Source organism: Micromonospora sp. NPDC005257, from assembly GCF_042872445.1.
GTDB lineage: Bacteria > Actinomycetota > Actinomycetes > Mycobacteriales > Micromonosporaceae > Micromonospora.
Genome location: NZ_JBIAKL010000007.1, coordinates 204,173 through 223,369, shown reverse-complemented (window position 1 = coordinate 223,369; position 19,197 = coordinate 204,173). Strand labels below are relative to the sequence as shown.

The window sequence follows — 19,197 nt, the reverse complement described above, 5'->3', positions numbered from 1 at the left end:
TCCTGATCCAGGCGCGGAGGCCGCGCATGACAGGAAGGAAGTACCCAGGTGCGCCGAGATCGACACCCGTCGGCCGCTCCGCACGCTCCGGCACCCGGCATCGGAGCGTGCGGAGATCGCCGCCGGTCAGGACACGGTGCGTGACCACTGCTGGTTGGTGCCGGCGCCGCAGGTGTACTGCTGGACGTCCGCGCCGTCGCCGGTGCCGGCGTTCACCACGTCCAGGCACTTGCCACTGTGCCGGGCCCGCAGCTGGAACCAGCCGTCGCGCGCGGCCCACTGCCACTGCTGGTTGGCGCCGCCGCCGCAGGTGTACTGGATGATGTTGGCGCCGTCGGCGGTGGACGCGTTCGCGACGTCGAGACACTTGCCGCTCGCGGCGTTCACCAGGCGGAACCAGCCGCCCCCGGCGTCCTGGAACTCCCACCGCTGATTGCCGCCGCCGTTCCAGCTCCACTGCTTGACCTCGGCGTTGTTCGCCGTGGAGCCGTTGATCACGTCGAGCACCCGGCCGCTGTGCCGGGCGGTGACGCGGTAGGACGCGGGCGAGTCACCGGTGACGGTGCCCGCGGCCGTGTCGATGGTGACTGAGGGATACCAGGTCAGGTTCATGCTGGTGGCTGTCGGGAAGGTGATCGGCAGCCACACGTACTGGGAGTCGTTGGCCGGGCCGCCCCAGGCGCCCGCCCACCGGTCACCCAGGTAGAGGTAGCTGGTGCCGGACGTGCCCTGGATCGGCAGCACGAAGGCCGGCTGGGAGTTGAAGGTGGTGCCGTTGCCCACGTCGGTCCAGCCGCTCCACGGCCCCGAGATGCTCGGCGCGGTGGCGTACCGGGCCTGGTTCGGGCTCCAGCCCGTCGCCCCCGAGGTCAGCAGGAAGTAGGTGGAGCCCCGCTTGAACATCGCGGGCGCCTCGCGGTGCGCGCCGTCCCAGAAGTTGCCGACCAGTCCGGCCACGTTGAGGTAGTCCGGCGTGAGCCGGTAGATGTTCAGGTCGTAGTTGTCGTCCGCGGCCGAGATCATGTAGGCGGTGCCGTTGTCGTTGTAGAGCGTGATGTCGCGGGACATGTGCTGCCCGAGCGGCCGGAAGCTGCCGTGGTAGGTGTAGTCGCCGTCAACGGTGGCCGACGAGGCGACGGCGGCCCGCGCCTCGTTGTAGTCGGACCCGTTCTCCTTGTGCATCCACATCACGAACCGGCCGGTGCTCGCGTTGTAGACGACCTTGGGCCGTTCGATGTTGGCGACCCGCAGCTCGGCGGCCGACGACTGGGTGAGTACGTTCCTGCGGAACTCCCAGGTGCGCAGGTCCGTGGAGCGGTAGACCGACACCGCCCGGAACGTGTTGTCCGGGTTGCGGTTCTCGCCGAACCAGTAGTAGTAGTCGCCGACCTTGAGCACACCGCCGCCGTGGGCGTGCACCACGGCGCCGCTGGTGTCGGTGAACTGGGTGCCGTTCGTGACGGCCACCGGCGCGGCCAGCGCACTCGCGGCCGGTCCCACCACGGGCGCGGTCAGGGCCACGGCGAGCGCCAGCCCCGCCGCCAGGAGGCGGCCGCTGCCGCCGTGTCGTGCCGTCCACCGCATGCCGGTCACTGCCCGCAGATTGGCGTGACGGAGGCGGGCGTGGCGCTGGCCGCCACGAGCAGGCCGAACGTCGCCGAACCACCGGGCGGCAGCGTCCCGTTCCAGGAGGCGCCGCGGACCACGACGTCCTGGCCGGTGCCCTCGGCCACCCCGCCCCAGACCGACTGGATGCGTTCGTCACCGGACCACCGCCACGAGACGAGCCAGCCCGGCAGCGTCTCGGTCCCGTCGTTGCGCACTGTCACGGTGGCGACGAAGCCATCGCCCCACCTGCTGTCGATGGTGGCCGTCGCGGAGCAGAGCGACAGCGTGCGCGCCGGTCCGCCGATCAGGTACGGACCCCGCGCGCCCTCCGTGTCGCCGAAGCGGAACCAGTAGGCGGTGCCGGGGGTCAGCCCGCCGACGGTCACCGTGCCCGAGCGCTCCGGCCCGGAGACCGCCTTGGCCACCGGGTCGCGCCGCTGGATGGCGTCCTCGCGGCTGGCGAAGAGGCTCACGACGATGGGCGGGTCGTACCCGCAGGGCGGGCTGAGCACCATCCAGTAGGCGAAGGTGATGCTGGTGGTGGTGGCCCCGGTCACCTGGCCGCTGACCGGCAGCGCCGGCGGGCAGGTGGGCGCGGGGGTGGGCGTCGCCGCCGTGGCGGGCGTCATCGCCGTGGTGGCGAGGGACGGGTCGGCGTCGGCCGAGGCGGCCAGGCCGGTCAGGGCGAGCGCGGCGGCCAGTGCCGCGCCGAGCGTACGGAGCATCTGCTTCTCCCGAGCTGGGGGCGCCGAGGGCACTCGGCGCCGCGGTGTGGTGGACCGCGATGTCACCCGCCGCGTGTTCGGCTGGCGCACAGCCGTCCCCGAGGGGCGGCGCGGCGGCACGGTGGACTGCCGGAGAGGACTGCCCGGCACCGGGGCGGCGCATCACCCCGCGCTTGTCCCTCCGGCGAGATCGAGCGGCTCGCACTGGCTCCCGAGCGCTAGCGCCACCAGTCTGTCAGTCGACGGTCATCGATTCAATGCCGTACCGCGGCCCGAAGTCGCCGGCCGTGCGATCTGCTGGCTACGCTTGGCGGTCGTGCCAGAGGGACACAGCATCCACCGCCTCGCCGCCCGGCACGCCGAGCTGTTCGCGGGCGACAAGGTGCACGCCGACAGCCCGCAGGGGCGCTTCGCCGAGGGCGCTGCCCGCCTGAGCGGCACCGTCCTGGACGGCACCGAGGCGTACGGCAAGCACCTGCTGCACCACTACGCGGGCGAGCTGACGCTGCACATACACCTGGGTCTGTACGGGAAGTTCACCGACGGGCCGGGGGAGCCGCCGTCGCCGGTCGGGCAGGTACGGCTGCGGCTGCACAGCGACCGGCACTGGCTGGAGCTGCGCGGCCCGACCGCCTGCGAGCTGCTGACCCCGCCCGAGGTGGCGGCGCTGCGCGATCGGCTCGGGCCCGATCCGCTGCGCGCCGACGCCGACCCGGACCGGGCGTACGCGCGGATCCGCCGGAGCCCCACCCCGCTGGCCGCGCTGCTGCTCGACCAGTCGGTGGTGGCCGGCACCGGCCTGATCTTCGTGACCGAGGCGCTGTTCCGGGCGGGGCTGCCGCCGCTGCTGCCCGGGCGGGAGCTGACCCCGGCCGGCTGGACCGAACTCTGGGCGGACCTGGTCGCGCTGATGACCCGCGCGGTCGAGCGGGGCCGGATCGACACGGTGTGCGACGCCGACCTGCCGGAGGTGACCGGCCGCGCGCCGCGCGTCGACCGGCACGGAGGCGAGGTGTACGTCTATCGCCGCCCGACCGCACCCTGCCACGTCTGCGGCACCCCGGTCAGCCGGGGCACACTGGCCGGCCGCAACCTCTACTGGTGCCCCACCTGCCAGGCGGGCTGACCGTCCCGGTGTGGCCCCGGCGGTCCGCTCACATCTCGTCGAGCAGCCAGCGGGCCACCTCGACGTTGCCGGGAAAGACCTGGTCGCCGCCGATGCTCCAGGCCACCGTCTGACCGATCGCCCAGCCGCGTACCCGCTCCCGGTCCAGGTCCAGCCCGGCGGTGAGCCGGTCGAGCCGGTGCCGTACCGCCGCGGGAGAGTGACCCAGCTCCGCGCCGCGCACGAGCGGCACCACCGCGAACTCCCGCTCGCCGACCAGCGGCTTCGGGTCGATCACCAGCCACGGCTCGCGTGTGGCGGCCAGGACGTTGCCGGCGTGCAGATCCTGGTTGACCAGCACCTGCTCACCCTGGCTCGGCGTCAGCTCGGCGAGCAGCCCGAGCGCGGCGTCGAGCACGCGCCGCTCGTACGGGCGGCCGGCCCGTCGCCAGTTACCCGGCATCCGCTCCGCCCAGCCGGCCGCCTCCTCGGCCAGCGGCGTGAACGGCGCACCGGCCGGCACCGCGAGCCCCGGCAGCAGGCCGACCGCGGCGTCGAGCGCCGCGTCGGCCGCCAGCGCGTGCAGCGGTGTACCGGGGTCGCACCGCTCCACGAGAAGCGCGCGCTTGTCGGCGTCGTGGGCGAGCAGCCGGATGGCGCCCCGGCCGTCCCAGTGCGCCAGCGCTGTCGCCTCGTGGACGCTGTCGTCGTCCGGGTACTGGAGCTTCAGCACCGCCCGGGTGCCGTCCGGCAGCGTCGCGGGCAGCGCCAGCGAGGCGAACGCGTACGGGAACGGCGGGCCGACCGTCAGCTCCCACCGCGCGACGCACTCGGCCAGCCGGCCGGGCAGCTCCGCGAGCCACGCCCGGCCGGCCTCGGTCCGCTCGACCCAGCGCAGCCCTTCGGGAATGTCGCACCGCATCGGCACATCCTGCCCGGTACGGCGACGATCCGCTGTCCCCGGCCGCGGCGGTGCGGCTCCCGGCCTCGCTGGTGCGGCCCCCGCCCGGCGGCGCCCGTCAGCGCAGCCGGCGGATGTCCCCGTACGCCCGGTAGAAGCCGCCCCGGCCGGACTGGCGGACCTCGGTGACCAGGTAGCGCGCGCCCGGCTCGCGGATGCCCTTGGGGAACTGCACCGACCAGTCCCGCCGGTAGCCGTCGGCGAGGACGTGCACGCGCAGCCGGCCGCCCTGCTCGACGCACTGCACCAGCACGCCGTCGCGGTCGTCGGTGGTCACCTCGACCGAGGTCCAGGCGGCCGTCTCCGGCATCCGGGCCGGCGCCTTGACGTCGACCACGTCGGGCACGCTGCCCGCCTCGGCCGCCCGGATCGCCGCCTCGCTCGCGTCGATGCAGGCCAGGTGGCCGCTCGTGGTGACCACGTAGAGCCGGTTGTCGTGGTACTGCATCGAGTACGCCGAGCCGCAGCCGGTGCCGAGCTTCCACAGCCGGTTGCCGGCCCGGTCGAAGCAGTAGATCGAGGAGGCGCTGTCGCCGGCGAACACGTACCGGCCGCCCTCGGCGGTGGCGCAGGAGAAGACCGCCGAGTCGCAGCGGTAGACCTGCTCGGTTCGGCCGTCCTTCCGCAGGCGGACCACCTCACGGGTGCCGGTGCCGGCGAAGACCGCGTCCCGCTCCTGCCAACCGAACAGCACCGCGCCGGTGCCGGTGTGCCACAGCTCCCGCCCGGTGCGCCAGTCGTAGCCGGTGACGCCCTGCGAGTGGCCGTGGTAGAGCGCGTCGGCGTCGCAGCGCACCATCCACGCCGACCGGCCCCGGCCCGGCCGGCGCCAGAGGAACTCGTCCTCGTGGTCGATCGCCGAGATGCCGCCGTCGCGGTCGGACACGCCCAGCACGCCGTCGTGGATGTCCAGCCAGTAGATGTCGATCTCCGGGGCGATCGCGTACGCCGCGCGCGGCACCTTGCCGGACAGGTCGTAGACGTTGCCGTCGTCGCAGCCGGCATAGACCCAGGCGTCGTCGGCGACGATGCACTTCACCCCGTCGGGCAGCCGGACCTGGTTGACCAGCCGGGCGTCGTGGTCGAGCGTGGTGATCACGCCGTGTTCGTTGCCGACCATGCAGTGCCGGTCGTCGACGAAGATGCCGAAGGCGGGCGCGCCCGAGGCGTACCGCCAGAGGACCGGGGCGGTGCGGGCGGTCGAGCGGGTGCTGACGATCTGCCGGCGCGAGACCGTGCGCTTCTGGCGTACGCCGGGCACGGCCGGGGCGTACCCCTTGCGGATCTTCTCGCCGATCTTCTTCGCCGCGGCGGCGCGGGCGCGGGTGTTGTCCGGGTAGGTGCTGGTCTTCACCTGGCCCTGGTCGCCGATCCGCCCGAAGCGCACTGTCATCGCGGTGTCGTCGACCACCACCTCGTAGAACTTGTGCGCTCCACCGTCCACTTCGGACAGTTCGAGGTAGGTCGTCTCCTGGGACATGGGGGTTACCTCCGAGGGGAAGTGCCGGACCGGCAGCGCGCACACGCTAACCGGCGGCACCGACACTTCCTTACGTGCCGGCGAGGGCGTCGACGGCCTTGCGGGCGGCGATCAGCACCGGATCCCACACCGGGGCGTACGGCGGCGCGTAGCCCAGGTCGAGCGCTGTCATCTCGTCCACTGTCATGCCGTTCCACAGCGCCACCGCGAGCGTGTCGATCCGCTTGGCCGCCTCGGACCAGCCGACGATCTGCGCCCCCAGCAGCCGCCCGCTGGGCCGCTCGGCAATCAGCTTGATCGTCATCTCCCGCGCGCCCGGGTAGTACCCGGCCCGGTTCGTCGACCGGGTGTGCACGGTGACGAACTCGAAGCCGGCCTCCCGCGCGTCCCGCTCGCGCAGCCCGGTCCGGCCCACCTCCAGCTCGCAGACCTTGGTGACGGCGGTGCCGACGACGCCCGGGAAGGTGGCGTACCCGCCGCCGATGTTGATGCCCGCCACGCGGCCCTGCTTGTTGGCGTGCGTGCCGAGCGGGATGTGCACGGGCATGCCGCTGACCCGGTGCAGGGACTCCACGCAGTCGCCCGCGGCCCAGACGCCGGGCACGCCCGGCACCCGCATCCGCCGGTCCACCCGGATCGCGCCGGAGGGGCCGATCGGCAGGCCGGCGGCCTCGGCGAGCGCGGTGTTGGGGCGTACCCCGAGACCCAGCACCACGACGTCGGCCGGGATCGGCCCCTCGTCGGTGAGCACCGCGCGGATCCGGCCGTCCCGCTCGTTCAGGCCGGTGACGGTGATGCCGGTACGGACGTTGATCCCGGTGCCGCGCATCGCCTCGGCCACCAGTTCGCCCATGTCCGGGTCCACAGTCGACATCGGCTGGTCGGCCTGCTCGACCAACTGGACCGAGAGCCCGCGTTGCACGAGCGCCTCGGCCACCTCGACGCCGACGTAGCCGCCGCCGACCACCACCGCCCGCCGGGGCTTGGGCTCGCGTTCGAGCCAGTCGATCAGCGCCGCCCCGTCGTCGAGCGTCTGCACGCCGAACACCCCTGACACGTCGTCGCGCGCCCAGTCCGGCTGGATCGGGGACGCGCCGGTGGCGTACACCAGGGTGTCGAAACCGGCGCGGACCTCGCCGCCGCCGTCCAGGTCCCGCGCGACCACTTCGCGACGGTCGAGGTCGATGGCGGTGACCTCGTGCCGGGTGCGGACGTCGATGCCGAACTCGTCGCGGAAGGTCGCCGGGTCGCGGGAGATCAACTCGTCCCGCTCCTCCACCAGGCCGCTCACCCAGTAGGGGATACCGCAGGCCGAGTAGGAGGTGAAGTGCCCGCGCTCGAACGCGACGATCTCCAGGTCGGAGCGGTCGCGGCGGCGGCGCCGGGCCTGCGACGCCGCCGACATGCCGGCGGCGTCGCCGCCGATGACGATCATGCGCTCGGCCACGTCGCCCATCCTGTCACGCCGGGCCGCGGCCGCACTGCCGCTCAGCCACGGGTCTGCCGCGCCACGTCCGCGACCACGTCGACGAGGCTGCCGGTACGCGCGAACACCGCCCGCTGCCGCGCCGCGCCGCTGCCGTGCCGGCGCAGCCCGCCCAGCAGATCGGTGACCCGGTCCAGGTCGCCGTGCCGTTCCAGTTCCGGGCGCAGCCGGTCGACCAGCCGGTCCAGCAGTTCCCAGGCCGGCCGCAGCTCACCGTCGGTGAGGTCGACGCCCTCGCCCTCCAGCCCGTCGTGAGCGGCCCGCCAGTGTGCCGCCACCAGCAGGTGGTGGTCGGTGTTGACGGCCGGACGGCCGGCGGCGATGTCGGTGAGCGCGGTCGCGACGAGCGCGCGGACCAGCGCCGCCACCAGCACCGCGTCGTCCACGGACGGGCAGACGTCACCGATCCTGATCTCCACGGTGGGGTACTTGGCGGAGAGCCGGGCGTACCAGTAGAGCATTCCCTCGTCCAGCATCACGCCACTGGCGATGAGCTGGCGGATCAGCCGCTCGTAGTGCTCGTGCGACTCCAGGTACGGCGTGGGCGCGACCGACGGCCAGCGCTCCCACTCCACCGAGCGCCAGCTCGCGTAGCCGGTGTCCTCGCCCCGGGCGAACGGGGAGTTCGCGGTGGCCGCCTGCAGGATCGGCAGCCACGGCCGGACGTGGTTGAGCACCTGCACGCCGGTGTCCGGGTCCGGGATGCCGACGTGGATGTGCATGCCGTTGTTGCCGGGGCCGGGCACCAGCAGACGGAACCGCTCGATCATCCGGTCGAAGCGCGGCTTGTCCACCACCGGCGGCACCGGCCCGTCGACCGGCCCGGTGCCGATCGCCAGCAGCCGTACGCCCGCCCGCTCGGCCGCGTCGGCCAGTTCCCCGCGCAGCATCGACAGCGAGTGCCGGATCGAGGACAGGTCCAGCCCCGGCGGGCTGCCGATCTCGATCTGGCTGGTCTGGAACTCGCGTTCCACCTGGCCCCGCAGCTCGGCCGGCACCTGCTCCATCACCAGGTCGACGGCGGGTACGGCGGTGCCGGTGTGCGGGTCGGCGAGCAGGAACTCCTCCTCGACGCCGACTGTCAGCAGGTCGGTTCCGCCCGGTGAGGCGCTCCGCTCCCGCTCCGCCACTGAGCCACTCATCGTCACCACCGTCTCTCCGGACCGCTCACGGCACCGTGCCGCGTGGTCGAGGCCCTGTTACCCACCGTGTCCGTTTCGGGAAACGTGCCGGTGGGCGTGTCGGCGCCGGTTCGCCCGTTCGGGTCGGCCGGGTGCGTTAGCGCATGGGCCCGTAGGGCGTGACAACGCGGGCTAGGATGGTCCCGTGGCGGGGATGCTGGCGGTGCTGACGGGGGCGTGGGCCTACGCCCTCGCCCTGTTCGCCGACCGGCCGGCCGGGCTGCTCGCCGGTGCGGCGGTGGTCGCCGCGCTGCTGCTGGCCACCCTGCTCGCGCTGCGGGTCCGCGCGCTGCCCACGCCGCCCGGCACCCGGTTCGCCGCCGCCCTGCGCGCCCGCGCCCGCCGTCGCGGGGTGCCCCGGCAGGTCGACCCCGACGCGCCGGGGCGTCCGCGCCCCCGCGCACCCGGCCTGCACCCCTCGGCCGCGTAGCCACCTGCCGGCCCGCGCCCGCGGGTCGCCGGTCCCTCCGTACCGGCTTTCGCGGCCGATTCCGTCGTCATCCGTCCCGCCGCGCGGCACGTCGCCGCCCGGGACACCCGGAATCGCCATCGAGGGGTCCACCCATGCTTGCCTTCGCACCGCTGCACTCCGCGGCCTCGGCCGCGGCCACCGTCGTCACCTGGCTCGCCGACGTGCTCGCCCCGCTCACCGGCGGCGCCGCGACGGCCGCCGCCATCGTCCTGTTCACAGTCGCCGTCCGGCTGCTGATCTCGCCGCTGACAGTGGCCCAGGTACGCGGGGAGCGGCGTCGCACGGCGCTCGCCCCCGAGGTACGGGAACTCCAGCGCCGGTACGCCGACGATCCGGCCCGCCTCCAGAGCGAGGTGTTCGCGCTCTACCGCGACGCCGGGGCCAGCCCGGTCGCGGGCTGCCTGCCGGCCCTGTTGCAGGCGCCGTTCTTCCTGGTCATGTACCGCGTGTTCGCGACCGGGGACGGGGCGCCGGAGCTGCTGGGGGAGCGGCTCGCCGGCGTACCGCTGGGGTGGCACCTCGGCGACGGGCTGGCCGGCCCGGTGCCGCTGGTGTTCGGGGTGCTGCTGGCCGCGCTGCTCGCGCTGGCCTGGTGGTCCTCGCGGCGGACGCGCCGGGCGGCGGCCGCCACCGGCGCCGTGGCCGGTACCCCGGCCGAGGGTCCGGGCGCGGCGGTGCTCGGGCGGCTGCTGCCGCTGCTGCCGTACGGCACCGTGCTCGTCGCGCTCGTGGTGCCGCTGGCGGCGGTGCTCTATCTGGTCACCACCACGGCGTGGACGGCGCTGGAGCAGGTGGTGCTGCGGCGGCCGCAGCCGGCGGCGGCCATCGACAAGCGTTGACAAGTGCGGGGGCGGGCGCGTAGAAATCGCTCTCAGAGAGCGCTCTCCCGGACCCGTCCCCGCAGAGAGGCACCCCGCATGAACCCGATCCTGGCGGCCCTGGCCGCCTCCGCCACCGTGCCCCGACCGCGCCGCCGGCTCGCCCTGGTCGCCGGCGTCCTCGCGCTCACCACAGCCCTCGCGGGCGTCTCGATGACCGCCCAGGCGGCGGTGCCCCCGACGCCGTCCGGCTGGAGCCTGGTGTGGAGCGACGACTTCACCGGCTCCGCCGGCACTCTGCCCTCGTCCGCCAACTGGATCATCGACACCGGCACCAGCTACCCGGGCGGCCCGGCCAACTGGGGCACCGGCGAGATCCAGACCTACACCTCCAGCACCGCCAACCTGGCCCACGACGGCTCGGGCAACCTGCGCATCACGCCGCTGCGGGACTCGGCCGGCCGCTGGACCTCGGCCCGGATCGAGACGGTGCGTTCGAACTTCAAGGCGCCGTCGGGTGGCGTGCTGGCCCTGGAGGGCCGGATCCAGATGCCGAACGTCACCGGCGCGGCGGCGTCCGGGTACTGGCCGGCGTTCTGGGCGCTCGGCTCGCCGTACCGGGGCAACTACCAGAACTGGCCGGGCATCGGCGAGTTCGACGTGATGGAGAACGTCAACGGGATCAACTCGGTCTGGGGCGTGCTGCACTGCGGTGTCGCGCCGGGCGGCCCGTGCGGGGAGTTCAACGGCATCGGCGCGTCCCGGGCCTGCCCGGGCAGCACCTGCCAGTCGGCGTTCCACACCTACCGGTTCGAGTGGGACGCCTCGGTGAGCCCGCAGCAGCTGCGCTGGTACGTCGACGGCCAGCTCTTCCACACCGTCGGGCAGAACCAGATCGGTGAGCCGTACTGGAGTCAGATGACCAACCACGCCGGCTACTTCCTGCTGCTCAACGTGGCGATGGGCGGCGGCTTCCCGGACGGCGTGGCCGGCTCGGCGACGCCCACCGCGGCAACCGTGCCCGGCCGGTCGATGCTCGTCGACTACGTGGCCGTCTACACCCGGGGTGGCGGGAGCAACCCGTCGCCCACGCCGACCACGCCACCGCCGGGCGGGGTGCGGGACGCGTACGCGACGATCCAGGCCGAGTCGTTCAACGCGCAGAACGGCGTGCAGGTGGAGACGTGCGCCGAGGGCGGCCAGGACATCGGCTGGCTCGCCAACGGCGACTGGGCCCGCTACGACAACGTCGACTTCGGTTCGACGCCGCCGCGCGACTTCGTGGCCCGGGTCGCGTCCGGCGCAGCGTCCGGGGTGAGTGGGCTGGTGGAGGTCCGGGTGGACAGCCCGACCGCGCCGCCGATCGGCAGTTTCGCGGTCGGCAACACCGGCGGCTGGCAGACCTGGCGCTCGGTGCCGGGCAACGTCAGCGCGGTGACCGGGCGGCACACCGTCTACCTCACGTTCAGCAGCGGCCAGCCGTCGGACTTCGTCAACGTCAACTGGTTCACCTTCCGCCGCTGAGGCGCGGCCGGGGCGCGGCCCGGACGTACCGGGCCGCGCCGAACCGGTGCTGGACAGAAACAGTTAACACTCTTAATAATAGGCGCACGTCGACGGTTGTGAATCCCCTCTCCACCCCCGCCCGTCCCCTGGAGGACGCCGTGAGACTCCGCCCCCGCCTGGCGACGCTCGCCGCCGCGCTGACCACCGCCGTGGTCGCCGGTGCCCTGCTCGCCGCGCCACCCGCCTCTGCCGCCACCGCCGCCTTCGTCCGCACCTCCAGCTGGAGCAGTGGGTACGAGGCCCGGTTCACCGTCACCAACGACAGCTCCGCCGCGATCTCCTCGTGGAACGTCCAGTTCGACCTGCCGTCCGGCAGCACGCTCGGCTCGTTCTGGGACGCCCGGCTGACCACCTCCGGCCAGCACGTCACCGCCGTCAACCAGTCCTGGAACGGCGCGCTCGCCCCGGGCGCCAGCACCAGCTTCGGCTTCGTCGTCAGCGGCACCGGCGACCCGGTGAACTGCACCGTCAACGGCGCCGCCTGCGCCGGCGGCGGCAACCCCGGCAACCCGGGCGCGCCCGGCACCCCCGGCGGGCTGCGGGTCACCGGCACCACCGCCTCCGCCGTCTCGCTCGCCTGGAACGCGGTCTCCGGGACCGTCACCGGCTACCGGGTGTACGAGGGCAGCACGGTCAAGGCCACCGTCACCGGCACCTCGGCCACCGTCTCCGGGCTGGCCGCGTGCAGCGGGCACAGCTACACGGTGACCGCGTACAACGGCAGCGGCGAGTCGGCGAAGTCGGCGGCGGTCGCGGCCACCACCAGCGGCTGCACCGGTGGCGGCGGTGGCGTGATGGCCGCCGCGCCCTACCTCTACCCGGGCTGGGGCGACCCGCCCGCGCCCGCGACCGTGATGGGCGCGACCGGGATCAAGTGGTTCACCATCGCGTTCGTGCTCTCCGGCGGCGGCTGCACCCCCGCCTGGGACGGCACCGGCCCGCTGACCGGGGGCGCGCACGCCGCCACCATCGCCGCGATCAAGGCGGCCGGCGGCGACGTCATCCCCTCCTTCGGCGGGTGGAGCGGCAACAAGCTCGGCCCGAACTGCTCGTCCGCCGCCGCGCTGGCCGGCGCGTACCAGCAGGTCATCAACGCGTACGGGCTGAAGGCGATCGACATCGACATCGAGAACAGCGACGAGTTCGAGAACGAGGCGGTGCAGGACCGCATCCTGGACGCCCTGAAGATCGTCAAGCAGAACAACCCGGGCATCAAGACGATCATCACGTTCGGCACCTCGACCACCGGGCCGTCGTACTACGGCACCCGGCTGATCAACCAGGCCGCGGCGAAGGGCGCCGGGATCGACGTGTTCACCATCATGCCGTTCGACTTCGGCGGTGGCGCGAACATGTACCAGAGCACCGTGAACGCGGCCGAGGGCCTGAAGACCGCGCTGCGCAACGCGTTCGGCTGGTCCGACGCCACCGCGTACGCGCACATGGGGCTGTCGGGCATGAACGGACTCTCCGACCAGCAGGAGCTGACCTCGCCGGCCACCTGGACGCAGATCCGCGACTGGGCCAAGGCGCGCGGCCTGGCCCGGTTCACGTTCTGGTCGGTCAACCGGGACCGGCCCTGCCCCGGCGGCGGCGTGGTCGCGAACTGCTCCGGCATCGCGCAGAACACCTGGGAGTTCACCGGCATCACCGCGGGCTTCTGAGCCCGCGCGGCGGTCAGCGCCCGGTGGTCACCGACTGCCGGGCGCGCCGCCGGCGCACCTTCTTCACCGCCCAGCTCACGATCATGAAGCCGAAGACCGCGAAGATCGCGTAGTTGAACCACTGGCTGTACTTGTCGACGTCCTCCCAGCGGGACCCGAGGGTGAACCCGGCGCCGACGATCAGGGCGTTCCACACCCCACTGCCGAGCGTGGTGAGCAGGATGAACTCGCCCAGCGGCATCCGGTTGGCGCCCGCCGGGATGGAGACCAGGCTGCGCACCACGGGCACCACCCGGCCGATCAGCACCGCCCACCGGCCGCGTCGCTCGAACCAGCGGTCGGCCTTCTCCAGGTCCTCCAGGTCGACCAGTGGGATGTGGTCCAGCCAGCGCTTGAGCCGGTCCTCGCCGAGCGCCGCGCCGAGCCAGTAGAGCACCAGCGCGCCGAGCAGCGAGCCGACTGTCGCGGCGACCACGATGACCACCAGGTTGAACCGGCCCTCGGCGGACAGGTAGCCGGCCATCGCCAGCACGATCTCGCTCGGGATCGGCGGGATGATGCTCTCCAGCGCCACCAGCAGCGCCACGCCGACCGCGCCGAACGAGTCGATCACGTCCGCCACCCAGCCGGTCAGCCCGGTGAACTGGTTCGGGTCGACATCCTGGGCCAGGGCCATGGCGGTCCTTCCACGCGAGATCCGGAGATCCGAAGGTGTTACCCGGACCGCCCGGTGTCACACCTGTGACTCAGCCTCCGGGTGCAGCGCGGCGTCCGCCGGACCCCGCCGCCAGCCGGTGAAGCGGACCAGCAGGCCGCCCCGGCTGGGCGAGCAGCAGTACGGCCCGGCCGAGGCCTCCGCCGCCGGGTCGAGCGGGGCGACGCGGACCAGCCGCCACGGCTCGTCCGCGCACCGGGCCCGCACGGTGAGCGCGTCGCCGGCCCGGCTCACCCGGACCGTCACCTCCCGGCCCGACCACTGCTGCACCGGTGCCACCGACCAGTCGGAGAACTCGTCGGTGACCACGGCGCCCACCTGCGGAGCGCCGTCGCTCACCTCGACCCCGGCCTTGGTCCACCGCCGCTCGTCCACCCGGACCAGCACGCCGGCCTGATCGAACTGGAACGAGTAGTCGAGGAGGAACGACACCTCCACGGCGCTGCCGACCGGGAAGGGCGCCAGCAGCGCCGAGCCGTCGTCGTGCACGAAGCCGTAGCTGGTGCGCCGCCAGAAGTCGCTGCCGCCACGCGGCTCGACCAGCAGGCCGCCGTCGACCGGCTCGGCCCGCTCGGGCGGGTTCAGCCAGGAGCCGGCGGACCAGTCGTACGCCTCCTCGTCCATCCCGGCACCGTACCGGGTTTGCCGCCGCGCGCGTTCGGAGAAGTAGTCCTCGCATGGGTGACAGGTGGTATCAGGAGGCGGTCGTCTACTGCCTCGACGTCGACACGTTCGCGGACTCCAACGGCGACGGGGTGGGTGACTTCCAGGGGCTGATCGGGCGCCTGGACTACCTGGCCCGGCTCGGGGTGACCTGCCTGTGGCTGAACCCGATCCACCCCTCGCCCAACGAGGACGACGGGTACGACGCGACCGACTTCTACAACGTCGACCCGCGCCTGGGCACGCTCGGTGACTTCGCCGAACTGCTGCACCAGGCGAGCAACAGGGGCATCCGGGTGATCATCGACCTGGTGGTCAACCACACCTCCGACCAGCACCCGTGGTTCCAGTCCGCCCGCTCCTCGCCCGACTCGCCGTACCGGGACTGGTACGTCTGGGCCGACCACGAGCCGGCCGACCGCCACCAGGGCATGGTCTTCCCCGGCGAGCAGCACGAGACGTGGACCTACGACCGGACCGCGAAGGCGTGGTACTACCACCGCTTCTACAAGTTCCAGCCGGACCTGAACATCGAGAACCCGAAGGTCCGGGCGGAGATCAAGAAGATCACGTCGTTCTGGCTCCAGCTCGGCGTCGCCGGCTTCCGGATGGACGCCGTGCCGTTCATCATCGAGCGCACCGAGCCGGGCAACCCGAACTCGCCGAAGGACTTCGACTTCATCACCGACCTGCGCCAGCACGTGCAGTGGCGGCGCGGCGACGCGGTCCTGCTGGCCGAGGCGAACGTCGAGCCGGACGAGCTGCCCGTCTACTTCGGCGACGGCGGCGGTTCGGGCAACCGGATCCACATGCTGTTCGACTTCATGCTCAACGGACGGCTGATGCTCGCCCTGGTCCGGGAGGACCCGGAGGTGATCATCGAGGCGTTGCGCGACACCCCGAAGCTGCCCACCGGCGGCCAGTGGGCGACGTTCCTGCGCAACCACGACGAGATCGACCTGTCCCGGCTCACCGCCGACCAGCGCAACGACGTGCTGGCGAAGTTCGGGCCGGACGAGAACATGCAGCTCTACGGCCGGGGCATCCGCCGCCGTCTCGCCCCCATGCTCGGCAACGACCGCCGGCACATCGAGCTGGCGTACTCGCTCCAGTTCTCGCTGCGCGGCACGCCGGTGCTGCGCTACGGCGAGGAGATCGGTATGGGGGAGAACCTGGCGCTGGACGGGCGCGACGCGATCCGTACCCCGATGCAGTGGTCCTACGCCGACAACGCCGGCTTCTCCACGGCCGAGCCGGAGAAGCTGATCCGCCCGGTGATCGACAAGGGCGAGTACGGCTACCAGCACGTCAACGTCACCGCCCAGCGCAAGGACCCGCGGTCCCTGCTCGGCTGGTTCGAGCGAATGATCCGGACGCTGCGGGAGGCGCCGGAGACCGGCTCCGGCAGCACCACCCACATCGACGTGCCGATGCCGCCGGGCGTGCTCGCGCACCGCGCCGACGGGCGTACCGGGATCATGGTCTTCCTGCACAATCTCGGCACCGAGGACGTCGAGGTGGACCTGAGCACGCTGGCGCCGGAGGCGGACCTGCCGATCGACGTGCTCAGCGACCGCAACTACGAGGACGTGGGCAAGCTCGACCGGCTCAAGCTCGGTGGGTACGGCTACCGGTGGATCCGGCTCTGCCGGGACCACGAGCGGTAGGCACGGCGTACCGGCGGGTTAAGCTCCTTCGATCGAGCCACAAGTTACCGGGAGGTAAGCATGTCGGAGGAGACCCGCGTCGCCATCGTCACCGGAGCCGCGCGCGGCATCGGGGCGGCGACCGCCCGCCGGCTGGCGGCCGACGGCATGGCCGTCGCCGTGGTCGACATCGACGAGTCCGCCACCAAGGAGACGGTGGACGCCATCGGCTCGGCGGGCGGCCGGGCGCTCGGGGTCGGTGCCGACGTGTCCGACCGGGCCCAGGTCGAGGCCGCCGTGGCACGGGTCGCCGCCGAACTGGGCGCCCCGACGGTGCTGGTCAACAACGCGGGCGTGCTGCGCGACAACCTGCTGTTCAAGATGACCGAGGGCGACTGGGACACGGTCATGGGCGTGCACCTGCGTGGCGCGTTCCTGTTCAGCCAGGCCGCGCAGAAGCATATGGTCGAGGCGAAGTGGGGCCGGATCGTCAACCTGTCCAGCACGTCCGCGCTCGGCAACCGGGGCCAGGCGAACTACTCGGCCGCCAAGGCCGGCCTCCAGGGCTTCACCAAGACGCTGGCGATCGAGCTGGGCCCGTTCGGGGTGACAGTCAACGCGGTCGCGCCCGGCTTCATCGTCACCGACATGACCGCTGCCACCGCGGCCCGGATGAAGGTCGACTTCGACGACCTCCAGAAGCACGCCGCCGCCGAGATCCCGGTGCGCCGTCCCGGCCGCCCGGAGGACGTCGCGCACACCATCTCGTTCCTGGCCGGCGAGGGCGCGTCGTTCGTCTCCGGCCAGGTCATCTACGTCGCCGGCGGTCCGAAGGACTGACCGGCAGGTGCCCGGCGCGGGCCCGCTCAGGCGGGGTCGCGCCGGGTGCGCCAGAGCCAGAGCAGGCCGAGCACCGGCAGCACCAGCGGCACGTAGCCGTAGCCGCTGCCGAAGTCCGACCAAACCGTCTCGTCCGGGAACAGCTCCTTGTCGGCGATGCTCAGCACGCCCACCCCGAGCACTCCGACCAGTTCCACAGTGCAGCAGGCGAGCGCGATCCGGCGGCCGGTGTGCCCGGCCCGGGCCAGCCCGACCGCTGCCACGATGTAGATCAGCGCGGCGAGCGCGGAGAGCAGGTACGCCACCGGCGCCTCGTCGAACTTCGTGGCGATCTGCAATGCCGCCCGCGAGGTCGCGGCGATGGCGAAGACGATGTAGACGGCGATCAGCAGCCGGCCCGGCCCGCGGTTGGTGACGGGTTGCTCGGTCGCGGTGTCAGCCACCGAGGACCTCCCAGGTCTGCTGGAGCCGTACCGCCACCACCGGTGTGACCAGGCAGATCGCGCAGACGATGCCCGAGCCCCAGCGGGTCGGCTCCATCCGGGCCAGCACCCAGGCCAGCGGCGGCAGGCAGACGAGCGTCGCCAGGTAGCCGAAGAACGCGCCCGGCTCGCCCGGCCGCTCGCCGCCGCCGAGCGCGACGATCGCCATCACGGTGATCGCGAGCAGCGCCACCTCCAGCACGGCCAGGCCGACGAACTGGATCCGGTCCGGCGGGCGGTGGCGTACCGCCGCCACCAGGGCCCAGACGGCGACGGCCAGCGAGATCACGATCGCGACCGTGGCGAGTGGCCCGTCCACCGGGGAGGAGGCCGCCGCGCTGGTCGTCGACACGGTGTCGTTCACCGGGACAGCCTACTAACCGGCGTAGTAGCGGCTCGCCCACCGGGTCGGGGCGCGCCGGACGGGTCCGGGGGCTAGCGTGGATCACGGTCCCGGCGTACGCCGGTGGCGGACGTCGACGGCAGGGGGCCGGGGTGCGGTTCGGGTTGTTCGGCACGGGTTACTGGGCGGCGGAGACGCACGCCGCGGCCATCGAGGCGCATCCGCGGGCGCGGCTCGCCGGCGTCTGGGGGCGCAACCCCGCCAAGGCGGAGGAACTGGCCACCCGGCACGGCGTACCCGCCTTCACCGACGTCGACGCGCTCATCGACGCCTGCGACGCGGTCGCCGTGGCGCTCCCGCCGGACGTGCAGGCCGACATCGCCGTCCGGGCCGCCACCGCCGGGCGGCACCTGCTGCTGGACAAGCCGTTGGCGCTCGACCTCGCCGACGCCGACCGGGTGGTCGACGCGGCGCAGGCGTCCGGGGTGGCCTCGGTGGTCTTCTTCACCCAGCGCTTCCACCCGAACGTCACCGGGTTCCTCGCCTCGACCGCGGCGGCCGCCGGCTGGCAGCACGCCCGCGCCACCATGTTCGCCTCGATCTTCCAGCCGGGGAACCCGTACGGCGACTCGACCTGGCGACGGGAGCGCGGCGCGCTCTGGGACATCGGCCCGCACGCGTTGTCGCTGATCCTGCCGGTGCTCGGCCGGGTCACCCGGGTCGCCGCGATGGACGGCCCGAGCGGCCTGGTGCACCTGCTGCTCACCCACGACGGCGGCGCGACCAGCTCGCTCTCGCTCACCCTGGACGCGCCGCCGGAGGCGGTCACCCGGGACTTCGTCTTCTTCGGCGAGAACGGCACCGAAACCGTCCCGCCCGGCGACGGGAGCGCGCTCCAGGCGTTCGGCGCCGCGCTCGACCAGTTGCTGGAGGAGGCCGACGCGGGCACCCGCGACCACCGCTGCGACGTACGGTTCGGCCGCGAGGTGGTGGCGGTGCTCGACGCCGCGCAGACCGCCCGGGCGCAGGGACGCACCGTCGACCTGTAGAAAACCGGTCGCCCGGGCCGGACCCGGTCGCTAGCGTGGCCGCATGTTCACGCATGCCCTGATCCGCGTGGCCGTCGCGCCGGCCGCGTGTGGGCTCCTCCCGGTCGCCCGTCCGCGGTTCCGGCGCCCGGCCCTGGCCGGCCGGTACGCCGCCCGCGTCTGACCCGACCGCCGGTCCCCGACCCGCCCAGGTGGCGCGTCGGTCGCCACCTCGCGAGGTGGCGGTGTCAGCGGTCCGTCGACCACGCCACCTCGCCGAGGTGGCGTTCTCCGGCATGCGCCGTTCCCCGGCGCCGCGTCCCGGCTACTCCCCAGGGTCGTCCGAGTCCCGATCCGCTCGGACCGCCCGCCCGATCCGCCCTCGCGCCGCCTCGACGGCGGGGGTGACACCCG

General features: G+C 73.1%; 18 protein-coding genes. 8 read left to right on the top strand and 10 right to left on the bottom strand.

The window, feature by feature from the left end; genetic code table 11:
* Positions 1-126: 126 nt before the first annotated feature.
* Together ACFYO8_RS17155 and ACFYO8_RS17150 are read right to left on the bottom strand one after the other, a co-directional pair.
* Entirely contained in the window at positions 127-1,584 is a 1,458-nt protein-coding gene (locus ACFYO8_RS17155; RefSeq protein ID WP_387257336.1) for an RICIN domain-containing protein, read from the bottom strand.
* A 5-nt stretch (positions 1,585-1,589) separates the two neighbouring features.
* A complete protein-coding gene (locus ACFYO8_RS17150) occupies positions 1,590-2,333 on the bottom strand; it encodes a cellulose binding domain-containing protein (protein WP_354871449.1) in 744 nt (247 codons plus the stop codon).
* Between the two features lie 316 nt (positions 2,334-2,649).
* Here ACFYO8_RS17150 and ACFYO8_RS17145 point away from each other — a divergent pair, with 316 nt between their 5' ends.
* Positions 2,650-3,459 (top strand): Fpg/Nei family DNA glycosylase, encoded by an 810-nt coding sequence (locus ACFYO8_RS17145; RefSeq protein WP_387257317.1) that lies wholly within the window; start codon positions 2,650-2,652, stop codon positions 3,457-3,459.
* Positions 3,460-3,487: 28 nt separating this feature from the next.
* On the opposite strand, the gene ACFYO8_RS17140 is transcribed toward ACFYO8_RS17145, so the two are convergent.
* The 4 genes from ACFYO8_RS17140 to ACFYO8_RS17125 form a co-directional block, all read right to left on the bottom strand.
* A complete protein-coding gene (locus ACFYO8_RS17140; RefSeq protein ID WP_354871444.1) occupies positions 3,488-4,360 on the bottom strand; it encodes an aminoglycoside phosphotransferase family protein in 873 nt (290 codons plus the stop codon).
* Between the two features lie 97 nt (positions 4,361-4,457).
* Positions 4,458-5,879 (bottom strand): WGR domain-containing protein, encoded by a 1,422-nt coding sequence (locus ACFYO8_RS17135; protein ID WP_355095962.1) that lies wholly within the window; start codon positions 5,877-5,879, stop codon positions 4,458-4,460.
* Between the two features lie 70 nt (positions 5,880-5,949).
* The gene (locus ACFYO8_RS17130) at positions 5,950-7,326 is read right to left on the bottom strand and encodes an FAD-dependent oxidoreductase (RefSeq protein ID WP_355095966.1); all 1,377 of its coding nucleotides are present in this window, start codon (positions 7,324-7,326) and stop codon (positions 5,950-5,952) included.
* Between the two features lie 41 nt (positions 7,327-7,367).
* A complete protein-coding gene (locus ACFYO8_RS17125) occupies positions 7,368-8,516 on the bottom strand; it encodes a glutamate--cysteine ligase (protein WP_354871436.1) in 1,149 nt (382 codons plus the stop codon).
* Positions 8,517-8,700: 184 nt separating this feature from the next.
* On the opposite strand from ACFYO8_RS17125, the gene ACFYO8_RS17120 reads away from it, so the two are divergent.
* From ACFYO8_RS17120 to ACFYO8_RS17105, 4 genes are all read left to right on the top strand, one after another.
* Positions 8,701-8,976, top strand: a complete 276-nt coding sequence (locus ACFYO8_RS17120) for a DUF6412 domain-containing protein (RefSeq protein ID WP_091422448.1) — start codon at positions 8,701-8,703, stop codon at positions 8,974-8,976.
* A gap of 134 nt (positions 8,977-9,110) precedes the next feature.
* The gene (locus ACFYO8_RS17115) at positions 9,111-9,857 is read left to right on the top strand and encodes a membrane protein insertase YidC (protein ID WP_355094349.1); all 747 of its coding nucleotides are present in this window, start codon (positions 9,111-9,113) and stop codon (positions 9,855-9,857) included.
* Positions 9,858-9,935: 78 nt separating this feature from the next.
* Positions 9,936-11,360, top strand: a complete 1,425-nt coding sequence (locus ACFYO8_RS17110) for a carbohydrate-binding protein (RefSeq protein WP_354871431.1) — start codon at positions 9,936-9,938, stop codon at positions 11,358-11,360.
* A 140-nt stretch (positions 11,361-11,500) separates the two neighbouring features.
* A complete protein-coding gene (locus ACFYO8_RS17105) occupies positions 11,501-13,066 on the top strand; it encodes a cellulose binding domain-containing protein (protein WP_355094351.1) in 1,566 nt (521 codons plus the stop codon).
* Positions 13,067-13,079: 13 nt separating this feature from the next.
* Here the strand turns inward: ACFYO8_RS17105 and ACFYO8_RS17100 are convergent, their stop codons facing one another.
* Both ACFYO8_RS17100 and ACFYO8_RS17095 read right to left on the bottom strand, forming a co-directional pair.
* Complete coding sequence (locus tag ACFYO8_RS17100; protein WP_354871427.1) at positions 13,080-13,742, bottom strand: DedA family protein; 663 nt, start codon at positions 13,740-13,742, stop codon at positions 13,080-13,082.
* Positions 13,743-13,799: 57 nt separating this feature from the next.
* Positions 13,800-14,405, bottom strand: coding sequence for a DUF1349 domain-containing protein (locus tag ACFYO8_RS17095; RefSeq protein WP_354871425.1), 606 nt, complete (start codon positions 14,403-14,405; stop codon positions 13,800-13,802).
* 53 nt (positions 14,406-14,458) lie between these two features.
* Here ACFYO8_RS17095 and ACFYO8_RS17090 point away from each other — a divergent pair, with 53 nt between their 5' ends.
* The gene (locus tag ACFYO8_RS17090; protein ID WP_355094353.1) at positions 14,459-16,111 is read left to right on the top strand and encodes an alpha-amylase family protein; all 1,653 of its coding nucleotides are present in this window, start codon (positions 14,459-14,461) and stop codon (positions 16,109-16,111) included.
* Between the two features lie 60 nt (positions 16,112-16,171).
* On the top strand, positions 16,172-16,930 hold the full coding sequence (gene fabG / locus ACFYO8_RS17085; protein ID WP_354871419.1) for a 3-oxoacyl-ACP reductase FabG: 759 nt from the start codon (positions 16,172-16,174) through the stop codon (positions 16,928-16,930).
* A gap of 26 nt (positions 16,931-16,956) precedes the next feature.
* Here fabG and ACFYO8_RS17080 read toward each other — a convergent pair whose 3' ends face one another.
* Together ACFYO8_RS17080 and ACFYO8_RS17075 are read right to left on the bottom strand one after the other, a co-directional pair.
* Positions 16,957-17,373 (bottom strand): hypothetical protein, encoded by a 417-nt coding sequence (locus ACFYO8_RS17080; RefSeq protein ID WP_355094355.1) that lies wholly within the window; start codon positions 17,371-17,373, stop codon positions 16,957-16,959.
* Positions 17,366-17,776: a hypothetical protein gene (locus ACFYO8_RS17075; RefSeq protein ID WP_355094357.1), complete on the bottom strand. Its 411-nt coding sequence runs from the start codon at positions 17,774-17,776 to the stop codon at positions 17,366-17,368. Before ACFYO8_RS17075 ends, ACFYO8_RS17080 begins: the two co-directional genes overlap by 8 nt.
* A gap of 131 nt (positions 17,777-17,907) precedes the next feature.
* Here ACFYO8_RS17075 and ACFYO8_RS17070 point away from each other — a divergent pair, with 131 nt between their 5' ends.
* Positions 17,908-18,804, top strand: a complete 897-nt coding sequence (locus ACFYO8_RS17070; RefSeq protein WP_354871413.1) for a Gfo/Idh/MocA family oxidoreductase — start codon at positions 17,908-17,910, stop codon at positions 18,802-18,804.
* Positions 18,805-19,197: the final 393 nt, after the last annotated feature.

Excerpts from the sequence above, each read along its gene's own strand:
- ACFYO8_RS17120 (WP_091422448.1), top strand. The coding sequence starts at position 8,701 with ATGCTGGCGGTGCTGACGGGGGCGTGGGCCTACGCCCTCGCCCTGTTC.
- ACFYO8_RS17155 (WP_387257336.1), bottom strand. The coding sequence starts at position 1,584 with ATGCGGTGGACGGCACGACACGGCGGCAGCGGCCGCCTCCTGGCGGCG.
- ACFYO8_RS17100 (WP_354871427.1), bottom strand. The coding sequence starts at position 13,742 with ATGGCCCTGGCCCAGGATGTCGACCCGAACCAGTTCACCGGGCTGACC.
- ACFYO8_RS17115 (WP_355094349.1), top strand. The coding sequence starts at position 9,111 with ATGCTTGCCTTCGCACCGCTGCACTCCGCGGCCTCGGCCGCGGCCACC.
- ACFYO8_RS17135 (WP_355095962.1), bottom strand. The coding sequence starts at position 5,879 with ATGTCCCAGGAGACGACCTACCTCGAACTGTCCGAAGTGGACGGTGGA.
- ACFYO8_RS17095 (WP_354871425.1), bottom strand. The coding sequence starts at position 14,405 with ATGGACGAGGAGGCGTACGACTGGTCCGCCGGCTCCTGGCTGAACCCG.
- ACFYO8_RS17110 (WP_354871431.1), top strand. The coding sequence starts at position 9,936 with ATGAACCCGATCCTGGCGGCCCTGGCCGCCTCCGCCACCGTGCCCCGA.
- ACFYO8_RS17140 (WP_354871444.1), bottom strand. The coding sequence starts at position 4,360 with ATGCGGTGCGACATTCCCGAAGGGCTGCGCTGGGTCGAGCGGACCGAG.
- ACFYO8_RS17150 (WP_354871449.1), bottom strand. The coding sequence starts at position 2,333 with ATGCTCCGTACGCTCGGCGCGGCACTGGCCGCCGCGCTCGCCCTGACC.
- fabG (WP_354871419.1), top strand. The coding sequence starts at position 16,172 with ATGTCGGAGGAGACCCGCGTCGCCATCGTCACCGGAGCCGCGCGCGGC.
- ACFYO8_RS17090 (WP_355094353.1), top strand. The coding sequence starts at position 14,459 with ATGGGTGACAGGTGGTATCAGGAGGCGGTCGTCTACTGCCTCGACGTC.